This is a genomic window from Burkholderia sp. COPS (assembly GCF_019425585.1).
GTDB lineage: Bacteria > Pseudomonadota > Gammaproteobacteria > Burkholderiales > Burkholderiaceae > Burkholderia > Burkholderia cepacia.
Genome location: NZ_WIXR01000030.1, coordinates 44133 through 66451, shown reverse-complemented (window position 1 = coordinate 66451; position 22319 = coordinate 44133). Strand labels below are relative to the sequence as shown.

Sequence of the window (22319 nt, the reverse complement as noted above, 5' to 3'; positions counted from 1 at the left end):
GACGAAGAATAAGGGGCTGAAACCGAAGCTCAAGGCCCGCCCTGCCTGGGTTTCCCGCTCGTCCCGTACAAGGCTGCCGACGGCTCTATTCTTGTCGTTCGGATTTTCGGCGGATTGATGAATTTAGACGCGTTCTTTGCCTTTTCCGCCATCCGCGTCCGTTTTATACAAGTGACCGGTCGTGCTTTTTCGGATGACCAAGCAAATCGCCGTCGACGGTTCACCTATGAACAGGCACGCCGTCGGTGCGATTGCCGCCCGGTCGGGGTGCACTCCGTCACGAATACGGTGCAGTGCAGCATGCGGCTTTCAGCCATACAACGTATGGAGCTAGGGTTTAGCCGTATGGCACGCTTGTTGCGCTGGCTCACACAATACCGCAGCCCGATCCGTGCCCCGGGCCTATAGCTATTAGAGATTTCAGGAAGCTCCCCATGTCCCCCGACCGCACAGCGTCGCTGTCCCACTTCGCGTTCATGCCGTTACCGAATTTCACGATGATCGCGTTCACCAATGCGATCGAGGTGCTTCGGATGGCGAACTACCTGAGCGGCCAGCCGCTCTACCGCTGGTCGGTCATCAGCCCGGAAGGCGGCCCGGTCACCGCGAGCAACGGCCTGACGGTCGATACGGGCCCGGCCGAGTGCGTGGGGCAGCCCGACATCGTGTTCGTGTGCGGCGGCGTCGACGTGCAACGCGCGACCACGGCCGCCCATCTGTCGACGCTGCGCCGCTTCGCACGCGCGGGCATTCCGCTCGGCAGCCTGTGCACGGGCACCTATGCGCTCGCGAAGTCGGGGCTGCTCGCGGGCTACGCATGCGCGATCCACTGGGAGAACATGTCGGCGCTGAAGGAGGAGTTTCCGGATACGCGCTTCCTGAAGGAACTGTTCGTGATCGACCGCGACCGCATCACGTGCACGGGCGGCGTCGCGCCGCTCGACATGATGCTGAACCTGATCGCCGCGCGCGTGGGCACCGCGCGCGTCACGCAGATCGCCGAGCAGTTCATCGTCGAACACGTGCGCGACACGAGCGCGCAGCAACGCATGCCGCTCGTCGCGCGCCTCGGCTCGGCGAACAAGTCGCTGTTCGAAGTAATCTCGCTGATGGAGAACAACATCGAGGAGCCGCTGTCGCGCGAGGAGCTCGCGCGGCTCGCGAACATGTCGCAGCGGCAACTGCAGCGCCTGTTCCGCGAACATCTCGGCATGACGCCGACGCACTACTACCTGACGCTGCGGCTGCGCCGCGCGCGCGAACTGCTGCTTCAGACCGACATGTCGATCATGCACATCACGATGGCGTGCGGGTTCCAGTCGGCGTGCCATTTCAGCAAGAGCTATCGCGACGCGTTCGGCGTCGCGCCGACCCGCGAACGCCGCAAGCAGGTCGCGCCGCTCGCGCAAGGTGCGGCGAGCGCCAGCCCCGCCTTTCCGGCGCACGTGCTGCATGCGTGAGCGTCGCTGTGATTGACGCATGAAAAAAAACGGCCTGAAAAGGCCGTTTTTTTCTTGCGCTTACGATCCCCACACCTGCATTTCGTACAGCGAGTAACCCCACTGCGTCGCGCGCTTCGTGCCGAGCATCCGCACGTAACGACCGCTGCCGTTGAGATTCGGCAGCGTGACGTGGGTATATGAACCGCCGTTGCTCGTCGAATAGATCGTCGTCCAGTTGACGTTGTCGTTCGACGTCTGGATCTGATAAACGAGCGCGCCCGCATCCCAGTACAGATCGACGTGATCGATGCGCTTCACCGCGCCGAGATCCACGGAGATCCATTGCGAACCGGCACCGGCGCCTTCCGGCGAATCCCAGCGCGTGCCCGTGGTGTTGCCGTCGAACGCCTTGTCCGGCGTGAGCGACGCGTTGTAGCTCGCCGACGCGGCGGCCGGATGCCCCTGCGACAGCAGCACCGGCTGCGCGCCGGCCGGGCCGCCGTAATAGCTCGCCCCGAGCTTGGCCTTCGTCGTGTCGGCATTCACGCCGAATGGCGACAGGCTCCAGCGCTGGCCGGTCGTCACGTCGCCGACGTAGAGCTGATAACCGCCCGCCGTCGTCGACGAGAAGAACACGTAGTTCGTGCCGTTCACCGGTGCCGGATCGGAGTTGTTGCTCACGCAGTCGTTGATCGGCAACGCGTTCGGCGTCGATGCCGGGTCGGCGGTCTTCGTATAGATCTGGTCGGCCTGGCCGCTGTCTTTCCAGCGCGCGTAGAACACCATGCCGTCCGCACGCACGATCGGGTAGTACGTCTGCAGCCCGGCCGGATTGTCGAACGTCGCGGTCGCGCCGGTCGCGAGCGTGCGCTTCATCAGCCCCATGTTCGCGCCGGTGCCCGTCGCGTAGTACACGGCGCTCGAATCGGGCGCGAGATACGGCATCGAATACTCGGCGCCGGCCGGCGCGTTCGTCAGGCTCACGACCGACGTGAACACCGGGCCCGCGCTCGTGTACGACAGCGTCGCCTGCTTGACGTCGCCGTTCTGCTTGAACACGAGCGTCTTGCCGTCGGCGCTGAACTTCGGATCCTCGTTGCGCGTGGCACCCGTGCTGTTCGTCAGGTTGACGGGCGGCGTGCCGGCGCCGAGCTGCAGCATGAACACGTTCCATGCGCCGTTGCTGATGCCCATGAACGCGAGCCACTTGCCATCGGGGCTGAACACGCCGTTCATCGGATCGGTGATACCCCACGTGCTCTTGCTCAGTTGCGTCAGCGTATGGGCCGAGAAGTCGTAGAGGAACAGCTGGCTCGTGCCGTCGCCGTACTTCACGTAGCTGTGATAGACGAGCTTGCCGGTCAGTGCGGCGGGGAACGTCGCGTTCGGCTGGGCGGGGGGATTGCTGATGCAGGCGGCCGTTGCGATGCCGCTCGACAGGTTGAGGGCGATGCCGGCCACGAGGCCGGCGACGAGAGTCTTCAATTTCACGCTGAATGTTTCCGGGCAAGGTTGTGACGCCGCAGAAAAGATCCCGCGCAGGATGTTGCGCGGGCCAGGAGTCCGCCGTCGGGCAGCGTCGATTCCGGTCGGTCGGACATCGGGAACGCGGATTGCTCGACAGCATGCCGGCTTGTCAGACGAAAGAAAAGAATCAGAGCCCGGCAAAAACATGCGGATCAGCAATTGGGGGCGCGCTTGCACGCGACGGGTACCGTGCTACTCTTTTTTCGGCAAGGCCCCGATCGGGCGGAGGGCTGGCATGAAGCGATACGCTGTGCTCGCACGAACGATCGCCGACGCAATCCACCGCGGCGACCTGCCGCCCGGTGCGCGCATCCCCACCGTGCGCATGGCCTGCCGCGTGTATGGCGTGAGCCCGTCCACCGTGTTTCGCGCGTATTACGCGCTCGAAGGCGAGGGTCTGATCGTCGCGCGGGCGCGCTCCGGTTATTTCGTTGCGAACCTCGAAGACAAGCACGTGCGGTTCGCCCGCGATCCGCCGCGCAAGCCGGCCGCCGAGCCGACCGGCGGCGACGATGTGCTGTTCCGCCTGCTCGACTCGCTCAAACGCGACGAGATCGTTCCGCTCGGCTCGGCCTTCGCCAGTTATTCCCTGTTCCCGATGAGCAGCCTGTGGCGCGCGATGGCATCGGCGGCCCGCAACATGGATCGCACGGCGCTGCTGTCCGGCTTGCCGCCCGGCTACGACACGCTGCGCCGCCAGATCGCGCTGCGCTACCTGAACGCAGGCGCGGCGTTGCCGATGGACGAGATCGTCATCACGACCGGCGCGCTCGAAGCGCTGACGCTCAGCCTGCAGGCACTGACCCGCCCGGGCGATATCGTCGCGATCGAGCGTCCGGCATTCCACGCGGCCCTCGACGCCGTGCAGCGGCTGCACCTGAAAGCCGTCGAGATTCCGGTCGACCCGCGCACCGGCCTCGATCTCGATGCGCTCGAAACGGCGCTCGACACGCATCCGGTGCGGGCATGCTGGTTCATGACGTCGTTCCACAACCCGACCGGCGCGACGCTGACCGACGAGCGCAAGCGCGAGCTGATCGACCTGCTCACGGCGCGCGGCGTACCGCTGATCGAGGATGACGTCTATGGCGAGCTGCATTTCGGAACGGCACCCACGCGCCCGGCCAAACTGTATGACGACAGCGGGCTCGTCCTGCATTGCGGTTCGTTCTCGAAATGCCTCGCGCCCGGGTTCCGGATCGGCTGGGTCGCGGCCGGACGCTACGTGCGGCAGATCCGTCAGGCAAGAGGCGTGAGCGCGCCGGCGGCCGACGTGCCCGCGCAGATGGCGCTTTCGAACTACCTGCGCGACGGCGCGTACGACCGCTTCCTGCGCAAGCTGCGCCGCAATCTCGCCGCGCATCAGGCGCAGATGCTGGCGGCCGTGCGGACGTATTTTCCGGACGGCACCGAAGTGTTCGCGCCGCGCGGCGGGTATTTCCTGTGGATCGAACTGCCGCCGCGCGTCGATGCGATGCACCTGTTCGACGATGCGATGGAAAACGGCGTCAGCATCGCGCCGGGGCCGATCTTTTCCGCAACCGGCGGATTCCGCCGCTTTCTTCGGCTCAATTACGGACGGCCGTGGACACCGGCCGTCGAGCACGCGATGGAGACCATCGGGACGCTCGCGGCCCGGCAGCGGCAGGACGGATAGCACGAAACGTGCACGTCGCGATGCTCCTTTTTGCGCATTGCGTTTCACGCGCAGGCAGCCAAGAATGAAGCGGAAGGTAACCGCGGAAGAACGTGCTCCGCCCACCCGACGTCACGGAGAATCCCATGAGCACCGCATGTGCACGACCGTCGGCGATGCACGCGCCGCCGGATTCCGGCTCGGGCCGATCGGTTGCCTTGCAGGACAGCGTCATGTCGACCGGCGAACGTTCGCCTCGTTGACGGCGCCTGCCCGCTTCCGGCGATGCGAGTCCTGCCCAACCGGACGTTCCGCGCACGCGACGACTGGCGTGCGATCCTGAACGCGCGAGCCGACGCGCGGCGCACTGCCCGCTGCCGCTGCAGGGAATGCGGCTTCGTGGCCTTCCGCGCGCTCGAGCACTGCCCCGTTTGCGGCCAGTGGGACTGGCCGTTCGATCCGGTTCACCGCACGCGGGACGACGCACGCACCACGCACGCGGTGCAGCGCTTCGATACGTGGTCGTCGCGCGTCACGCGGACGCTTCGCAACGCGGCGTTCCGGCGGCCGCGCGCATCGAGCGCGCCGATCCTGAGCATCCTGACGCTCGTGCTGCTGGTCGGCGGCTACGTGATGGTCGACCGGACGTGCAATGCCGATCCGGTCTGTCGCGGCTCGAAGATATCGGGCGCGCCGGCGAGCGATGCGGGTGCATACGTGTCGAACGATCCCGTGCTGCCGGTCCTGCCGGCGCCCGCCTATCCGTTTCATTCGACTGATGGAACCCAGGTGGCGGCCGCGCGACAGCGCAGCCCGGACGTCGGCGAAGCCGCCGGACGAACCACGGTCGCGCGGGCCGCGCCGGCCAACCGTGCACCCGATCGTCCGCATGCCGCCGCCACGGTTAGGGTGGCCGACCTGAAAGCCGGTCGCAATGCCGCGCATCGCGCCCGCGTTTTCCACCGAGTGAGCGCGCACACCGCACACACCGCGCGTGCGCGACGCACCACCACCGCCAGCAATACGCAACTCGCCCAGCTCTATCGCGGCCACTGAGCGCGTACACGCAGTCCGTGCGTACGCTTGCGTCGATTCATTTTTCTAAACCGCCCCTCGCAAAACCTCGTTTGCGCCGCGACGCATGCGTGACGTTCAATGGGTCATTCGCCCGCGCCGGCGCGTATCGCGTTCCGGCCGCTCACCCGATCCACCGAACGGAGTCGTCGATGAATGCACTACAGCTCGTGACCCTTGCTGCCATCTGGGGCGCGTCCTTCCTGTTCATGCGCATGGGTGCGCCGGAATTCGGCGTGGTCCCGCTGATCGCGCTGCGCGTCGCGATCGCGGCCGTGCTGTTGTCGCCGGTGCTGCGCAACGCGCAAGCGCGACAGGAATTCCGCTCGCACGTCGTGCCGCTGTTCGTCGTCGGCATCGCGAACTCGGCGCTGCCGTTCTGCCTGCTGACCTACGCGGCGCTGTTCGTGACGGCCGGCACCGATTCGATCCTGAATGCGACGACGCCGTTGTGGACCGCGATCGTCGCATTCGCATGGCTGCGTACACCGCTGACGAGACCCCAGGCGATCGGCCTCGCGCTGGGCTTTGCCGGTGTCGTCGTGCTCGCCGGTTCCGCGGTCGGCGCCGGCACGCCCGGCGCACCGCGCGCGATCGCCGCCGCGATGCTCGCGACGCTGTCGTACGGGTTCGCCGCGCATTACTCGAAGCGCAAGCTGGCGAATGTCAGGCCGTTCGTGTCCGCGTTCGGCAGCCAGTTGTTCGCGGCGGTCGCACTCGTGCCGCTCGCGCTGCCGATGTGGCCGCACGGCCCCGTTCACATGTCCGCGTGGATCGCGGTGGTGCTGCTCGGCGCGATCTGCACGGCCGTCGCCTATCTGCTGTATTTCGGGCTGATCCGCAACGCAGGCGCGCAATATGCGGCGTCGGTCACGTTCCTGATCCCGATCTTCGGTGTCGTATGGGGTGCGATCTTCCTGCACGAGACGATCACCGTGCAGACGGTCGCCGGCTGCGCGATCATCCTGCTCGGCACCGCGCTCGCAACCGGCAAGCTCAAGGGGTTCGCGGCCGCCGCCGTGCGCGGGTCACGCCAGTAGGTCGCGCGGGCCGTCGTCGCCACTGCCGATCTCGCTCGCGAGCCAGTCGCGGAACGCGGCGATCTTCCACTCGTGCCGGCGCGCTTCGCTGCACACGACGTAATAGGACAGTTCGGTCGGCCAGGGCCGCGCGAGCACGCGCACCAGCCGGCCGGCCGCGACCTCGTCCCGCGCATAGATGTCGCGCACCAGCGCCATGCCCTGCCCGGCGACCGCCGCCTTGATCAGCAGCGCATCCTCGCTGAAGCTCGCGCCGCGCGGCGCACGGGCATCCTCGATTCCCTGCGCGCGCAGCCACAGTGCCCAGTCGGCGCGGTCCGCGTCCTGCAGCAGCGGATACGACAGGCAGTCGGCCGGCGTGGCGATCGGGCGGGCGGGATCGAGCAGTTGCGGGCTGCAGACGGGCCACAGCTCGGGTGTCCAGATGCGGAACGATGCGTGCCCGGGATAACGGCCCAACCCGTGCCGGATCGCGACGTCGACATAGTCGCGACGCAGGTCGACCAGTTGCGCGCGTGTTTCGACGGTGATTTCGATTTCGGGGTATGCGGCATTGAACGCGCCGAGGCGCTGCACGAGCCACGTGTTCGCGAAGGAGGCGGTGGTCGTCACGGCGAGGCGGACGATGCGCCGATGGGCACCGTGCACGTTCGCCCACGCGGCCTCGATCTCGTTGAAGCCGCCGGCGAGCTGATCGAACAGCGCGCGGCCCGTGCCGGTCAGCTCGAGCTCGCGGCCGGTGCGCTCGAACAGGCGCACGGCAAGGCGATCCTCGAGATTGCGGACATGCTGGCTGACGGCGCCCGGCGAAATGCAGAGCTGGTCGGCCGCCTGCTTCATGCTGCCGCAGCGCGCCACTTCGACGAACGTGTGCAACGCGGCGAGGGGAAGTGACTTGGCCATTCGTGGATGCGGCGCCGGGCGGCGGCGGCGATGGGTCGGGAACGGGCGACGATTATCGCAGCAATTCCGTGCGGCCGGGATCGGCGGTGCGCAAGCGTTCCGGCCCGCGCGATACCCACGCGCTACCCACGCGCAACCTGCCCTTCCCCGTGCTTCCTCAGCAAAAACGGGCGACCCGTTTCCGGTGCCGCCCGTTTTGCGTGACGCGCTGCGCGCGTCGAACGCTAGCGCATCACGCCGCCAGCAACCCGTGCGGGTCGATGACGAATTTGCGCGGTGCGCCGCCGTCGAACTTCTTGTAGCCTTCCGGCGCCTGGTCGAGCGAAATCACTTCGACGTTGACGATCTTCGCGATCGGCAGACGGTCGAACAGGATCGCCTGCATCAGGTTGCGGTTGTACTTCAGCACCGGCGTCTGGCCCGTGAAGAACGAGTGCGACTTCGCCCAGCCGAGGCCGAAGCGAATGCTCAGGCTGCCGTGCTGCGCGGCCTTGTCCTTCGCGCCCGGATCGTCCGTCACGTACAGGCCCGGAATGCCGATCGCGCCGGCCGGCCGCGTGATTTCCATCAGCGAGTTCAGCACCGTGGCCGGAGCCTCTTCCGCGTGGCCCGACGAGCCGTGGCCGTGCGCCTCGAAGCCGACGCAGTCGACCGCGCAGTCGATCTCGGGCACGCCGAGAATCTGCTCGATCTGCTCGCCGAGCGACGCGTCCTTCGACAGGTCGACCGTCTCGAAACCCATCGCCTTCGCGTGCGCGAGGCGTTCCGCGTTCATGTCGCCGACGATCGTCACGGCCGCGCCGAGCAGGCGTGCCGATGCGGCCGCCGCCATCCCGACCGGGCCCGCGCCCGCGATATAGACCGTCGAGCCCGGCTTCACGCCCGCGCTCACCGCGCCGTGATAGCCGGTCGGCAGAATGTCGGACAGGCAGGTCAGGTCGCGGATCTTCGCCATCGCCTGGTCGCGGTCCGGGAATTTCAGCAGGTTGAAATCGGCATACGGCACGAGCACGTACTCGGCCTGGCCGCCGATCCAGCCGCCCATGTCGACGTAGCCATAGGCGCCGCCGGCACGCGACGGGTTCACGTTCAGGCACACGCCCGTATGCGTGTCCTTGCACATCGCGCAGCGGCCGCAAGCGACGTTGAACGGTACCGACACGAGATCGCCGAGCTTCAGCGTTTCGACGTCGCGGCCGATCTCGACCACCTCGCCCGTGATTTCGTGACCGAGCACGAGGCCGACCGGCGCGGTCGTGCGGCCGCGCACCATGTGCTGGTCGGAACCGCAGATGTTCGTGCTGACCACTTTCAGGATCACACCGTGGCCGATCGCGCGGCCGCTCGGATCGACCATCTTCGGATAATCGATTTTCTGGACTTCGACCTGGCCCGGTCCAAGATAGACGACACCTCGATTGCTGCTCATCGTATTGTCTCCATGTCTCGTTGGTGGCGCCGCGGCGCGCCGGCGCCATCCGGCGCACGCGCAACGTGCTGTTCGAGAGTAGTCCCGGAGGCAGGGGCGCCGATGTCTCAAACGCGACACGCGTTTGAACGACGCCGACATCGATGGCGGAAATACGAAAGTCGGGCGGGAACCGATGGAAAGGTTTCGCGGGCGGCGTGACGCACGGAGGCGGGCCGGTCGTCGCGATCGGCCGCCCCTCTCCCGGGCAGGCGCTACCCGCCCTGATTCTCGCGAATGATCGCGGCCGCCGCCGCTTCCGCGTCGCTCGCCACCCCGTCGTGCACGCGCGTGCTGACGGCCGGCGTCGGCGGCTCGCTGTCGAGCGCATGGCCGTTGCGGTCGTGCGTGTCGACCGTTGCGCGCATCGACAGCCCGACGCGCAGCGGATGCGCGGCGAGATCGCGCGGCTCGAGCGCGATGACGACCGGCACGCGCTGCACGACCTTGATCCAGTTGCCGGCCGCGTTCTGCGACGGCAGCATCGAGAACGCGCTGCCGGTACCCGCCGAGAAGCCCTGCACACGGCCGCGATAGGTCACGCGCGAGCCGTAGAGATCCGACACGACCTCGACCGGCTGCCCGATGCGCATGTGGCGAATCTGCCCTTCCTTGAAATTCGCCTCGATCCACAGCTGGTTGAGCTGCACGATCGACATCAGCGGCACGCCGGGCCCGACCTGCTGGCCGACCTGCACCGAACGCTGCCCGATCGTGCCGTCGACAGGCGCGACGATCGTCGTGCGCTTCAGGTTGCGGTACGCGAGCTTGAACTGCGCGGCCGCCTGCACGACGGCCGGGTTTTCGTCGACGGGCAGCCTGGTGCCGAGCGCGCGCGCCGCGTCGAGCTGCGCCTGCGCGGCCGCGAGATTCGCCTGCGCACCGGCGACCGCCGCCCGTGCACGTGCGAGTTCCTCGGGGGCGACGATCTCGACCGATGCACCGGAGCGCGCGGCGAACGCACGCTGCGCGAGCGACAGGTCGGCGCGCCGCGCGTTCACGGCCTCGACGTACATCGTGTTCGAGATCTTCGCGTTCGCGACCTGCCGCACGGCCTGTGCGAGCTGCGCCTTCGCCTGCGCGAACGCAACGGACGCCTCGGTGTCGTCGAGCTTCACGAGCGTCTGGCCGGCGCGCACGGCCTGCGTATCGGCGACCACGACATCGGTCACCGATCCCGGGATCTGCGCGGCGACCTGCACGATGCTGCCGGCCACGTACGCGTCGTCGGTGTCTTCGTAATAACGATCGCTCAGCAACCAGTATGCGATCCATGCAAGCGCGGCCACCAGCACGACCGCGAAGAACACGATGAAGCGCTTGCGACGCGTCGCGCGGCGCGCGTCGAGTGCAGGATCGTTCAGTGCGGCCGGCGGCGCGGCGGTATGTAGGTTGTCGTGGTGCATCAGTCGCTTTGCGTAACGATCAGACGATCGTGCTGGAACAGGGGGATCGGCGGCATGACCGACTGGCTCGGCGCCGGAGTCGCAGCCGCCGTGCGCGCGGGAACGGCGGTGCCGCGAGGCGTCGCGCCGACAGCCGGCGTGCGTGCCGCGTCGTCGCGTCGTGCGGCACCGGTATCCGATGCGGCGACGCCCTGCGGGACGGCCACGCTCCGCGCACGCGCATCGGCCGACGGCCCCGCCATCGATGTGCCCGCGTTCGCGGCGGATGCGGTCGTGGCGGTCGCAGCCGCCATCGCGAGTGCTGCGGGCGCTGCCGGTGCGACGGTCGACGCACCTCGCTTCGCCGCCCCGCTACGCGCCCGATGCGCGGCCGGCGCCTGCGCGACCGTCGCGCCCGCATCGAACCCGCCGCCCAACGCACCGACCAGCCCGACACGCAGCGTGCGCTGCCGGCCGAGCAGCGCGATCAACTGCGCGCGCTCGTCGATCAGCGTGAGATCCGCGACATCCACGTCCTTCTGCATCAGCACGCCGCGCCGATGGCGGTCGGTCGCGATCTGCACGATCTTTTGCGCGGCCGCGACCGCATCCTGCTGCTGTGCGACGAGCGTCTGCGACGTCTGCAGCGACGTGACGAGCTGCGCGACCTGCCCGAGCGCATCGTCGACGGTCTTGTTGTACAGCCCGATCGCCACGTCGGCCTGCGCGACGTCCGCACCGAGCTTCGCCTTCAGCCGGCCGCGATCGAAGACCGGCAGCGAGATCGCCGGGCCGACCGAACCGGCGAGCGCGTCGCGCGAGAACAGCGACGCGGGCGTCAGCGCGAACACGCCGCCGAGCGCGACGAGGTTCACGTCCGGATAGAACTGCGCGCGCGTCGAATCGGCATTCGCGAACGCGGCTTCAACACGCAACCGCGCGGCGACGATGTCGGGCCGGCGGCCGAGGAGACCGGCCGGCAGCCGCGCGGGCAGCACGCCGCCAGCAAATGCGCCGACGCGCGGCCGCTGCAGCGCGAGCCCGCGCTCCGGGCCGCGGCCCGACAGCACGCCGAGCTGCAGTTGCGCGAGCTTGATCTGCTCGTCGTTCTGCGCGATCTGCGCGAGCAGCTTGCTGCGCTTGATCGAGGCATCGCTCGCGTCGTATGCGTTGTCGAGCCCGCGCGCGGTGCGCTCGCGCAGCACGGTCGTCACGCGCTGGCTCACCTTCAGCTTCTGCTGCAGCAGTTCCTGCATCGCATAGGCCTGGTCGAGCTGGCAATACACGGTGACGATCGCGACCGCCAGCGTGAGCCGCACCTGTTCGGCCTCGACCCGCGCCGCTTCACGCAGCGACAACAGGCTCTTCGTCGCGGCGCGGTTCTTGCCCCACAGGTCGAGCTGGTAGTTGAGCCCGACGAACACCGACGACGGCGATACGTTCGGATCGCCGAAGATCTCGACCGGCACGCGGTAGCCGCCGACCGACACGTTGGCGACGTCGTCGCCCGGCTTCGGCATCCGTGCGCGGCTGACCGTTGCGCCGGCCGTGCCCGTCAGCCCCGTCAACGAATCGAACTGCTGAAGCTGCGCCTGCGCGATCCGCAGCCGCGCCTGCGCAACCTGCAGGTCGGGGTTGTTCTGCGAAGCCTCGGCGACCAGCGCGTCGAGCTGCGGATCCTGCAACTGCTTCACCCAGTCGGGCGCGGGCCATGCGCCGTTCACGCCGGGGCCGGCCGTCTGCGCGAGCGCATCGTCGGCCGGCGCGTGCAACGACAGCGACGGCAGGAAGCCCGTCGGCACGCATCCGCCCAATGCCAGCGACACCGCCGCGGCACCGATCGCCGCGCCGCCCTTCATGCGGTGCGCCCAACCCGCCGCTTGTTTCACCCGCCGCATCTCGCTCCTCATCCCTGCTGAATGCGCTGCTCGACGCGCCGCGCACGCTCGGCCAGCCGTGGCCGCGTGCGCTCGAGCGGACCGAGCCGGCCGAACAGGCCGTCCGCGATGCCGAACAGGATGCCGACGAGCTTCGCGCGCTTGTCGCGTTCGACGAGCGCGATCTGCACGACCTGCCACACGGTCAGCAGGTTCGGCACGATCGCCACCGGAAAACGCAGCCCGTACTGCATCCCGAGCTGCACCGCATTGCGTGCGCTGTAGTAGCGCCGTTGCCACGAGTGATTCATCGACGTCATTTCGAACGGGCCGATCGCGTGGCGCTGCTTCGCGCCGATCCGGTGCGGCAGCACCAGCGACGGCACGACATAAAGCGGCACGTTGCGCGCCAGTGCGCGAAAGCTGTACTCGGTGTCGACGTGATCGATGAACAGGGTCTCGTCGAAGCGGCCGAGCACGTCGAACGCCTCGCGCGACACGACGCAGCCCGACGAGATCAGGAACGCGCAACGCTGCAGCGACGCGCCCGGCTCGATGCGCAAGCGGCGCAGCCCGATCCCGTTGGTCGAGAGTTCGGGCAGGAAACTGCGCGCGTTCTCGTCGAAAATGCGCGGGCCGGCCAGGAACGCGCGCCCCGCGAGCCCTGCGCAGACGTCGCGCATCGCGGGGAAGTACGCGGCGGGCACGGACGAATCCTGGTCGAACAGCGCGACGGCATCGACGCGGTCGCGAAACAGCGCCGCGAGGCCCGCGTTGTACGCGCCGGCAATGCCGCCGCGATTGCCGTGATGCAGCAGCGCAATGCCTTCCCTATCGCACAGCGCGCGCGCCCGCGCATCGGGCTGCGGCGTGTTGTCGACGACGAGCAGCGCGTCGCACGCGTGCCGCCAGGTGCCGAGCGCGTCGAGCTGCGCGTCGCTCGGGTGATACAGGATCACGAGTGCGCCGAGTGTCGTCATGTTCCTCTCCTCAATGCCCGAACGACGCGGCCGCGCCACGCTTCGGCCGCGTCAGCCACATCATCGCCGCGAGTGCGAGACACGTCATGCTCGCCATCCAGAACATGTCGTTGGTCGCCATCATGTAGGCCTGCTGCATCACGACCTGGTGCAGCGTCGTCAGCTCGCGCACGCCGTCCACGCCCATCGCGTTCAGCGTGTGCACGAAACGCTGCGTGTTCGCCGATGCGTGCGTGACGGATTGCGACACGACGTCGTAGTGATAGGTCGCGCGGTTGTCCCACAGCGTCACGCTCATCGCGGTGCCGAACGCGGCCGACAGCGTGCGCAGGAAGTTCGACAGGCTCGACGCGGCGGCAAGCCGGTCGTCCGGAATGCGCGACAGCGTCGCGGCCGTCAGCGGAATGAAGAAGCACGGCAGCCCGATCCCCTGGATCAACCCGGGCGCGGCGATCTGCGCGAACGTCATCTTCAGCGTGAAATGCGCATCCCATGCGAGCACGGCCGCGAACACGAGGAAGCCGAAGGTCGCGAGCACGCGCGCGTCGAAGCGATGCGCATGCAGCCCGACGAGAATCGAGAACACCAGCGCGAGCACGCCGAGCGACGCCGTCGCGAGCCCCGCGTGAAACGCGTTGTAGCCCATCACGGCCTGCATCCACAGCGGGAACACGACGCCGACCACCGAGAAGCTCATCATCCCGAGCGAGATGATCAGCACGCAGAACGAGAACGTGCGATCGCGGAACAGGCTCAGGTCGACGACGGGATGCGCCTCGCCCGCCTCCCAGATCAGCAACGACACGATCGCGAGCGCCGCGACCACCGCCAGCGTGACGATCAGCGGCGAGCCGAACCAGCCGCGATCATGGCCGAGATCGAGCATCGCCTGCAGCGAGCCGACGCCGATCACGAGCAGCACGATGCCCGGCACGTCGATCGGGCCGGCCGTGCCGCGTTGCGCGTCGGGGCGCAGCATCGCGGTGCAGACCGCGAACGAGAACAGCCCGATCGGCAAGTTGATCAGGAAGATCCACGGCCACGAGAAGTTGTCGACGATCCAGCCGCCGACCACCGGCCCGAAGATCGGTGCGAGCAGCACCGTCATCGCCCACAGCGCGAGCGCGATCGTGCGCTTGTCCGGCGGGAACGTGCGCAGCAGGATCGTCTGCGACAGCGGCACCATCGGCCCCGAGCACAGCCCCTGCAGCGCGCGGCAGATCACGAGCACGTGCAGGTCGCGCGCGAGCCCGCACAGCAGCGACGTCAGCGTGAACAGCAGCACCGCGCCGACGAACAGCCGCAGTTCGCCGACGCGGCGCGCGAGCCAGCCCGTCAGCGGCACCGCGATCGCGGCCGCGACCGAATACGAACTGATCACCCACGTGCCCTGGCTGTTCGAGACGCCGAGACTGCCGGAAATGGCCGGCACCGCGACGTTCGTCACGGTCGAGTCGAGCACCTCGATGAAGGTCGCGAGCGACAGCGCGAACGTCAGCAGCGCGAGCCGGATGCCGCGCACCGGCTGCGCGGCCGGTTCCGACGCCGTGGCCGGCGCATCGAACGCGGACGCCGCGACGGGCTCGCCTTGAAGCGGCGACGCGGTGCTCATGCGCCGGCCGCCGCGACAGCGGCCCGCGCGGTCGCCCGCGTGCGCTTCGGCGCGAACCGTTCGATGAAATCGGCGGCCGCGCGACAGCCGTCCGGCGCGGCGTCGAGCAGCGCACGGGCGCGCTCCGCATGCACCGCGAACGCGGGTTCGTCGAGCACGTGCGCGAGCGCCGCGCCGAGACGCGCGCCGTCGATCGGGCCGTCTACGCGCACGCCGCAGCCGCTCGCCGCAACGCGTTGCGCGTTGTCGAACTGGTCGTGCGCGAACGGCGTGACGACCTGGACGATCCCGGCTTCGAACGCGAGCGCCGCCGTGCCGATCCCGCCGTGATGCACGAGCGCGCGGCAGCGCGGCAGCAGCGTGCGCATCGGCACGAAGCGGCGCACCAGCAACCGGTTGCCGTCCGGCGCCGCATCGTGCGGCGTCAGCAGGATCCCGCGCGCGCCGGTCGCGCGCAGCGCGTCCGCCACCGCGCGCGCATACGCCGCGTGATCGACGAGCGTCGAGCCGGCCGTGAACACGACGGGTGGCTCGCCGGCCGCAAGAAACGCATCGAGTTCCGCATCGTCGTCAGGCACCGCGATATCGTTGAACAGCGGAAAACCGCTTTGCAGATGATTCGACGGCCAGTCCGGCTGCGGCGGCGCGAACCAGCCGGGAAACAGGCACAGCACGCCGTCGGTGGAATGCAGCCAGCGGCCCAGCACGCGCCGCGCGGGCGCGAGCCCGAGATCGCGGCGCACCGCGTTGAGCGCGGGGCCGCATGTGCGATCGAGCACCTGGCGCTCGATCAGTGTCATCAGCGCCGTCTTCACGGGCAGCGGCCAACGCGCGGGAATCGTCAGGCGCGGGTGGGTCGGCGGCGCATGCGCGGACAGCAGCGTCGACGGCGATACCTGCACCGACACATACGGCGTGCCGTGCAGCTCCTGCATGAAGCGCGCGGAGAACGCCCACAGCGTGCCGACGAGCACCGTGTCGCCGTCGGCCAGCGCACGCAGCGCGTCGTAGTGCGGGCGCAGCGTTGGCGCGATCACCTGCCACAGCGTGCGAAACGACGTGCGCGAATCCCACAGCGCGGGGTTCGCCATCGCGGCCTCGTATTCGGCCGCGGTGCCGATCGGCACGAATTCGAACCCGCAATGGCGCACGGCTGACTCGAACGGCGCGTGCGTGCAGAACACGACGTCGTGGCCGCGCGCCGCGAGCGTGCGCGCGACGCCGAGCAGCGGATGCACGTCGCCCGCCGAGCCGATCGCGGTCACGATCATCTTCGCCATCGCGCGCCTCGCGGGGATCAGTAGAAGCCGGGAATCAGCGCCGCGACCTCGCGGCGGTACTGCGTGTATGCCGGCCCGAAATACCCGGTCAGCCAGCTTTCCTCGACACGCACCTTGTACGCGAGCGACGCGAACACGAGCAGCACGCCGATCGCGCCGCGCCATTCGCCGCCGATCAGCGCGGCACCGGCGAGCGCGATCAGGCAGCCCGTATAGATCGGGTGACGCACGAGCGCGTACGGCCCGGTGCGCACGAGTTCATGGTCTTCCTTCAGCGTGACCGACACGCTCCAGTTCGTGCCGAGATGCAGCCGCGCCCACACCGAGAACAGCAGGCCCGCGACCAGCACCGCGAGCCCGCACTGCGCCTGCAGGCCGAAGCGCTGCCAGTCGGGCACGAGTGCCTGCCACGACGGATCGGGCAGGATGATCAGCGCGCCGCCGACGATCAGCGGAATCGACTGCAGCGTGCGCGAGCGCGACGCTTCCTTGCGCACGGTCGCCTTCACGCCTTGCGAAGTGGCGATCCAGTAGGCGAGCCACGCGGCCCACGGAACGACGATGGCGATGGTCTGAACGATATTCACGGCTGGCCTGCCTCGTTGGGATGGGAATTCGGATGCGCGTTGCGTACCGGACGCACGGCGCGCGGCGTCACGACGACAGCGCGTGCATCGGCGCGGGCACGCACGCCTGCGCGGCGGCGAGCGCGATGCCGGGGGCGAGCGACGACTCGCCGCAGAAAAAGTCGAGCAGCGCCGCACGCGTGTATTCGCGCTGCGCGCGGCCTTCGATGTCGAGGAAGTGGCCGGCGTCCGGCACCGTCGCGAACCGCGCGCGCGGCACGTGCGCGCCGAGCTGGCGCACGTCGGCGGGCGTCGTGTATTCGTCACGCTCGCCGTTCAGGAACAGCAGCTCGCAGCCGATGTTCGAGAACTCGCTGAGGTAGCGCTCGGGCTGCAGCGACAGGATCTGGTCGACGTGGAACGCGACCTGGTCCTGCTCGTCGCGCGGCAGGCGCGTGAGATAGCGGTAGTTGTACAGCTTCATGATGCGCGGCAGATAGCGGCCGACGGTGTCGTTCAGCAACTGCGCGGCCTTCAGGTTCTCGCCGGCCGCGATGTGGTCGCGGGCGCGCGTCACGTAGTCGACCATCGCGTCGTTCAGGAACGGCGAGAACGAGCAGATCGCCGCGCGCCGCACGCTCGGGCAGCCGCGCGCGAGCGCGAACAGCGACGCCACGCCGCCCCACGACACCGACACGAGGTAGGCCGGCGCGAAACGCTCGACCAGGTACTGCAGGATCGCGGCTTCGTCGTCTTTCGTCAGGATGAAGCAGCCCGGGTTGTGCTGGCGCGACTGCCCCGCGTACGGCAGGTCGAAGCAGATCGTGTTCATCCGCTCGCCGAGATACTGGACGGTCTGCCCGAACGACGCGGTCGTCGCGAGCGCGCCGTTGACGAGCATCGCCGTGTCGAACGCCGGGTCGAACACGTTCCGTTCGACGTAGACCTTCAGACCATTCGGTAGCGGGACCACGTGTTTTTCGGTCAGCATCGTCGTTCTCCGGTGGATGCGGCGTCTCGACGTCGCGGCATGCTGCAGGTGCGCAATGGCTGCGCCGGTTTTCGCGCGCAATCCGAATCGCGCGATTGGCCAATGCACCGCGGCAATACCGGCGGCATCGATTCATTCCTCGTAGTGCGGCGCCATACTAATACGGACAATATTACTGACTCAAGTCATTCCAACGATACCCTCTACTCTGTCGGGAAATACCGCCGCTTCAAATTATTCCGTCATTTTTTATGGTAAGCGGAATCCTTTCGAGGGTGACCGCAATCGTTTGCGGAGCGCCGGCCCAAGCCCGCCTTACCATGCATTATTCATTGCAAATCAATGACTTGATCCGTTTCATTCGTTTATTTCAAACGGATTTTCATGAATGAATCGTGACGTCGTTTCTTCGTCCGACTTCGATATTTCACCGAATATCACATAGCTCAATATTCTTTCATTCCGTAATCGCTTCGACACCCGCAACGATTAACCGGATTGATTGCCGACTTCAGAAAGCGTTTTAAACAAACTTCTGTTTTCTTAACCATCTTTCGATTATTTTTCCGCACCTGCACAACGCTCGGCCGACTGCCCTTTCGTCTGCCCGGCACCCGTCGTCACCGTCAGACCCCGATTTTTTGTTGATTGAACGATCAATAAAAAACCGCTAAGCTCTCGACTTCCATGGACGGCCCGTCCGGGCGAAGGGAGTCGCGATGCCGAAAGTCGGAATGCGGGAGATTCGCCGCGCACAGTTGATCGACGCCACGCTGCGTTCGATCGACGAAGCGGGCCTGCCCGGCACGACGCTCGCGTCCGTCGCGCAGCGCGCGAACATCTCGACGGGTATCGTCAGCCACTACTTCGGCGACAAGGACGGCCTGCTCGAAGCGACGATGCGGCACGTGCTGCGCGACCTGTGGTCGGCCACCACGCGCCGCCGCGTGGCGGCACACAAGGACCCGCGCTCGCGGCTGCGCGCGATCGTCGCCGCGAACTTCGACGACACACAGGTGAGCGCACCCGTCATGAAGACGTGGCTCGCGTTCTGGTCGCAGAGCATGCACGACCCGATGCTCAAGCGCCTGCAGCACGTCAACACGCGGCGCCTCCATTCGAACCTGTGCGCGGAATTCGCGAAGGCGTTGCCCCGCACGCAAGCGCGCGAAGCGGCCAGCGGCCTCGCCGCGCTGATCGACGGCCTGTGGCTGCGCGGCGCACTCGCCGGCGGCCCGATCGACACCCGGGCTGCATTGAAGCTCGCCCACGATTACATCGACCTGCTGCTCGCGTCCGACTGACGCGCGACGCAGTCGCCCTCAAGGAGATCCTCATGTCCGTATTCGGTTTGCAGCGCCTCTACATCGGTGGCGGTTACGTCGACGCCACGAGCGGCAAGACTTTCGACACCTTCGACCCCGCCACCGGCGAACTGCTCGCGCAGGTGCAGCAGGCCAGCGCGGCCGACGTCGATCGCGCGGTTGCATCCGCGCAGGAAGGCCAGCGTGAATGGGCCGCGATGACCGCGATGCAGCGCTCGCGCATCCTGCGCCGCGCGGTCGACCTGCTGCGCGAGCGCAACGACGAGCTCGCGGCGCTGGAAACGCGCGACACAGGCAAGCCGATCGCCGAGACGCTCGCGGTCGACATCGTCACCGGCGCGGACGTGATCGAGTACTACGCGGGCCTCGCCACCGCGATCGAAGGGCTGCAGGTGCCGCTGCGCGCCGAATCGTTCGTCTACACGCGGCGCGAGCCGCTCGGCGTGTGCGCGGGCATCGGCGCATGGAACTACCCGATCCAGATCGCGTGCTGGAAGACGGCACCCGCGCTCGCGGCCGGCAACGCGATGGTGTTCAAGCCGAGCGAAGTCACGCCGCTCACCGCGCTGAAGCTCGCGGAGATCTACACGGAAGCCGGTGTGCCGGCCGGCGTGTTCAACGTCGTGCAGGGCGACGGCTCGGTCGGCGCGCTGCTGACGGGCCATCCGGACATCGCGAAGGTGTCGTTCACCGGCGGCGTCGAGACGGGCAAGAAGGTGATGTCGCTGGCCGGCGCATCGTCGCTGAAGGAAGTGACGATGGAGCTCGGCGGCAAGTCGCCGCTGATCGTGTTCGACGATGCGGATCTCGACCGTGCGGCCGACATCGCGGTCACCGCCAACTTCTTCAGCTCGGGCCAGGTCTGCACCAACGGCACGCGCGTGTTCGTGCACCGTTCGGTCAAGGACGCGTTCACGCAGAAGGTGCTCGAACGCGTGAAACGCATCCGCGTGGGCAAGCCGACCGACGCCGATACCAACTTCGGCCCGCTCGTATCGGCCGCGCAGCTCGACAAGGTGCTCGGCTTCATCGAAAGCGGCAAGGCCGAAGGCGCGAAGCTGCTCGCGGGCGGCACGCGCCTGACGGACGGCCACTTCGGCGGCGGCCAGTACGTCGCGCCGACCGTGTTCGGCGATTGCCGCGACGACATGAAGATCGTCCGCGAGGAAATCTTCGGGCCGGTGATGAGCATCCTCGATTTCGAATCGGAAGACGAAGTGATTGCGCGCGCGAACGACACGCACTACGGGCTCGCCGCCGGCGTGGTGACGGAGAACCTGTCGCGCGCGCACCGCACGATCCATCGCCTCGAAGCCGGCATCTGCTGGATCAACACGTGGGGCGAATCGCCGGCCGAGATGCCGGTTGGCGGATACAAGCAATCCGGTGTCGGACGCGAGAACGGCATCACGACGCTCGAGCACTACACTCGAATCAAGTCGGTGCAGGTCGAGCTCGGCCGCTACAACCCGGTGTTTTAAGGATCACGAAAGGAGATTGACCGTCATGACGACACGCGAATACGACTACATCATCTGCGGCGCGGGTTCCGCGGGCAACGTGCTCGCAACGCGCCTGACGGAAGATCCGGACGTGACGGTGCTGCTGCTCGAAGCGGGCGGCCCCGACTACCGCTTCGACTTCCGCACGCAGATGCCGGCGGCGCTCGCCTATCCGCTGCAGGGCCGCCGCTACAACTGGGCGTACGAAACCGACCCCGAGCCGCACATGGACAACCGCCGGATGGAATGCGGGCGCGGCAAGGGGCTCGGCGGCTCGTCGCTGATCAACGGGATGTGCTACATCCGCGGCAACGCGCTCGACTACGACAACTGGTCGACGCACAAGGGCCTCGAGAACTGGACGTATCTCGACTGCCTGCCGTACTTCAAGAAAGCCGAGACGCGCGACGTCGGCCCGAACGACTATCACGGCGGCAGCGGCCCCGTGTCGGTTACGACCAGCAAGCCGGGCGTGAACCCGCTGTTCGAGGCGATGGTCGACGCGGGCGTGCAGGCCGGTTATCCGCGCACCGACGACCTGAACGGCTATCAGCAGGAAGGCTTCGGCCCGATGGACCGCACCGTCACGCCGAAGGGCCGCCGGGCGAGCACCGCGCGCGGCTACCTCGACCAGGCGCGTGCACGGCCGAACCTCGAGATCGTCACGCATGCGCTCGCCGACCGCATCCTGTTCGACGGCAAGCGCGCATCGGGCGTCACGTACCTGCGCGGCAACGAACGCGCGACCGCGCATGCGCGCCGCGAAGTGCTCGTGTGCAGCGGCGCGATCGCGTCCCCGCAACTGCTGCAGCGCTCGGGCGTCGGCCCCGGCGCGTGGCTGAAGGAGCTCGACATTCCCGTCGTGCTCGACCTGCCCGGTGTCGGCCAGAACCTGCAGGATCACCTGGAGATGTACATCCAGTACGAGTGCAAGGAGCCCGTCTCCCTGTACCCGGCGCTGAAGTGGTGGAACCAGCCGAAGATCGGCCTCGAATGGATGCTGAACGGTACGGGCCTCGGCGCGAGCAACCATTTCGAGGCGGGTGGCTTCATCCGCACGCGCGACGACGACCTGTGGCCGAACATCCAGTACCACTTCCTGCCGGTAGCGATCAACTACAACGGCTCGAACGCGATCGAGATGCACGGCTTCCAGGCACACGTCGGCTCGATGCGCTCGCCGAGCCGCGGCCGCGTGAAGCTGCGCTCGCGCGATCCGAACCAGCACCCGAGCATCCTGTTCAACTACATGGCCGAAGCGCTCGACTGGCGCGAGTTCCGCGATGCGATCCGCGCGACACGTGAAATCATGCGGCAGCCGGCGCTCGACCGCTATCGTGGCCGCGAGCTGAACCCGGGCGCGGACTGCAAGACCGACAAGGAACTCGACGCGTTCGTGCGGGCCCGCGCGGAAACCGCGTTCCATCCGTCGTGCTCGTGCAAGATGGGTTACGACGATATGGCGGTGGTCGACGAAGAAGGCCGCGTGCACGGGCTGGAAGGGCTGCGCGTGGTCGATGCGTCGATCATGCCGATCATCACGACCGGCAACCTCAATGCGCCGACGATCATGATCGCGGAGAAAATCGCGGACAAGATTCGTGGCAAGCAACCACTCGCGCGCGTGGACGTGCCTTATTTCGTCGCGAACGGGGCGATGGCGCGGAATGTCGCGAAGGCCGTGCGGCAGCCGGAGACGGTTTGACGACGG

17 protein-coding genes are annotated in these 22319 nt (G+C 67.6%); 7 read left to right on the top strand and 10 right to left on the bottom strand.

Features of this window, described 5'->3' with window-relative positions:
* Nucleotides 1-434 precede the first annotated feature (434 nt).
* Complete coding sequence (locus FOZ70_RS24745; RefSeq protein WP_219707029.1) at nt 435-1460, top strand: GlxA family transcriptional regulator; 1026 nt, start codon at nt 435-437, stop codon at nt 1458-1460.
* Nucleotides 1461-1520: 60 nt separating this feature from the next.
* Here FOZ70_RS24745 and FOZ70_RS24740 read toward each other — a convergent pair whose 3' ends face one another.
* Entirely contained in the window at nt 1521-2933 is a 1413-nt protein-coding gene (locus FOZ70_RS24740; protein ID WP_219707027.1) for a discoidin domain-containing protein, read from the bottom strand.
* Nucleotides 2934-3204: 271 nt separating this feature from the next.
* On the opposite strand from FOZ70_RS24740, the gene FOZ70_RS24735 reads away from it, so the two are divergent.
* From FOZ70_RS24735 to FOZ70_RS24725, 3 genes are all read left to right on the top strand, one after another.
* Nucleotides 3205-4626: a PLP-dependent aminotransferase family protein gene (locus FOZ70_RS24735; RefSeq protein ID WP_059494913.1), complete on the top strand. Its 1422-nt coding sequence runs from the start codon at nt 3205-3207 to the stop codon at nt 4624-4626.
* Nucleotides 4627-4890: 264 nt separating this feature from the next.
* Complete coding sequence (locus FOZ70_RS24730; protein WP_175892203.1) at nt 4891-5661, top strand: hypothetical protein; 771 nt, start codon at nt 4891-4893, stop codon at nt 5659-5661.
* 170 nt (nt 5662-5831) lie between these two features.
* Nucleotides 5832-6719, top strand: coding sequence for a DMT family transporter (locus FOZ70_RS24725; protein ID WP_175890275.1), 888 nt, complete (start codon nt 5832-5834; stop codon nt 6717-6719).
* Here the strand turns inward: FOZ70_RS24725 and FOZ70_RS24720 are convergent.
* From FOZ70_RS24720 to FOZ70_RS24680, 9 genes are all read right to left on the bottom strand, one after another.
* A complete protein-coding gene (locus tag FOZ70_RS24720) occupies nt 6708-7622 on the bottom strand; it encodes a LysR substrate-binding domain-containing protein (protein ID WP_059489536.1) in 915 nt (304 codons plus the stop codon). The genes FOZ70_RS24725 and FOZ70_RS24720 overlap by 12 nt on opposite strands.
* Nucleotides 7623-7854: 232 nt before the next feature.
* Nucleotides 7855-9051, bottom strand: coding sequence for a formaldehyde dehydrogenase, glutathione-independent (gene fdhA / locus FOZ70_RS24715; RefSeq protein ID WP_027789739.1), 1197 nt, complete (start codon nt 9049-9051; stop codon nt 7855-7857).
* A gap of 254 nt (nt 9052-9305) precedes the next feature.
* Nucleotides 9306-10496 carry an efflux RND transporter periplasmic adaptor subunit gene (locus FOZ70_RS24710; protein WP_021160621.1) on the bottom strand — a complete coding sequence of 397 codons (1191 nt, stop codon included), beginning with the start codon at nt 10494-10496 and terminating at the stop codon, nt 9306-9308.
* Entirely contained in the window at nt 10496-12373 is a 1878-nt protein-coding gene (locus tag FOZ70_RS24705) for an efflux transporter outer membrane subunit (protein ID WP_219707025.1), read from the bottom strand. Before FOZ70_RS24705 ends, FOZ70_RS24710 begins: the two co-directional genes overlap by 1 nt.
* An 8-nt stretch (nt 12374-12381) precedes the next feature.
* On the bottom strand, nt 12382-13332 hold the full coding sequence (locus FOZ70_RS24700) for a glycosyltransferase family 2 protein (protein WP_059812657.1): 951 nt from the start codon (nt 13330-13332) through the stop codon (nt 12382-12384).
* A 10-nt stretch (nt 13333-13342) separates the two neighbouring features.
* A complete protein-coding gene (locus FOZ70_RS24695; RefSeq protein WP_219707023.1) occupies nt 13343-14944 on the bottom strand; it encodes a DHA2 family efflux MFS transporter permease subunit in 1602 nt (533 codons plus the stop codon).
* Complete coding sequence (locus FOZ70_RS24690; protein WP_060229474.1) at nt 14941-16224, bottom strand: nucleotide disphospho-sugar-binding domain-containing protein; 1284 nt, start codon at nt 16222-16224, stop codon at nt 14941-14943. The genes FOZ70_RS24695 and FOZ70_RS24690 overlap by 4 nt, the downstream gene beginning before the upstream one ends.
* Nucleotides 16225-16241: 17 nt before the next feature.
* Nucleotides 16242-16811 (bottom strand): isoprenylcysteine carboxylmethyltransferase family protein, encoded by a 570-nt coding sequence (locus FOZ70_RS24685; RefSeq protein ID WP_021160336.1) that lies wholly within the window; start codon nt 16809-16811, stop codon nt 16242-16244.
* Nucleotides 16812-16878: 67 nt separating this feature from the next.
* Nucleotides 16879-17781 (bottom strand): alpha/beta hydrolase, encoded by a 903-nt coding sequence (locus FOZ70_RS24680; RefSeq protein WP_059620296.1) that lies wholly within the window; start codon nt 17779-17781, stop codon nt 16879-16881.
* Between the two features lie 719 nt (nt 17782-18500).
* On the opposite strand from FOZ70_RS24680, the gene betI reads away from it, so the two are divergent.
* The 3 genes from betI to betA are packed head-to-tail and all read left to right on the top strand — an operon-like array spanning nt 18501 to nt 22313.
* Nucleotides 18501-19085, top strand: coding sequence for a transcriptional regulator BetI (gene betI / locus FOZ70_RS24675; protein ID WP_219707021.1), 585 nt, complete (start codon nt 18501-18503; stop codon nt 19083-19085).
* 32 nt (nt 19086-19117) lie between these two features.
* A complete protein-coding gene (gene betB, locus FOZ70_RS24670) occupies nt 19118-20587 on the top strand; it encodes a betaine-aldehyde dehydrogenase (protein WP_027789748.1) in 1470 nt (489 codons plus the stop codon).
* A 25-nt stretch (nt 20588-20612) separates the two neighbouring features.
* Nucleotides 20613-22313: a choline dehydrogenase gene (gene betA, locus FOZ70_RS24665; protein ID WP_027789749.1), complete on the top strand. Its 1701-nt coding sequence runs from the start codon at nt 20613-20615 to the stop codon at nt 22311-22313.
* Nucleotides 22314-22319: the final 6 nt, after the last annotated feature.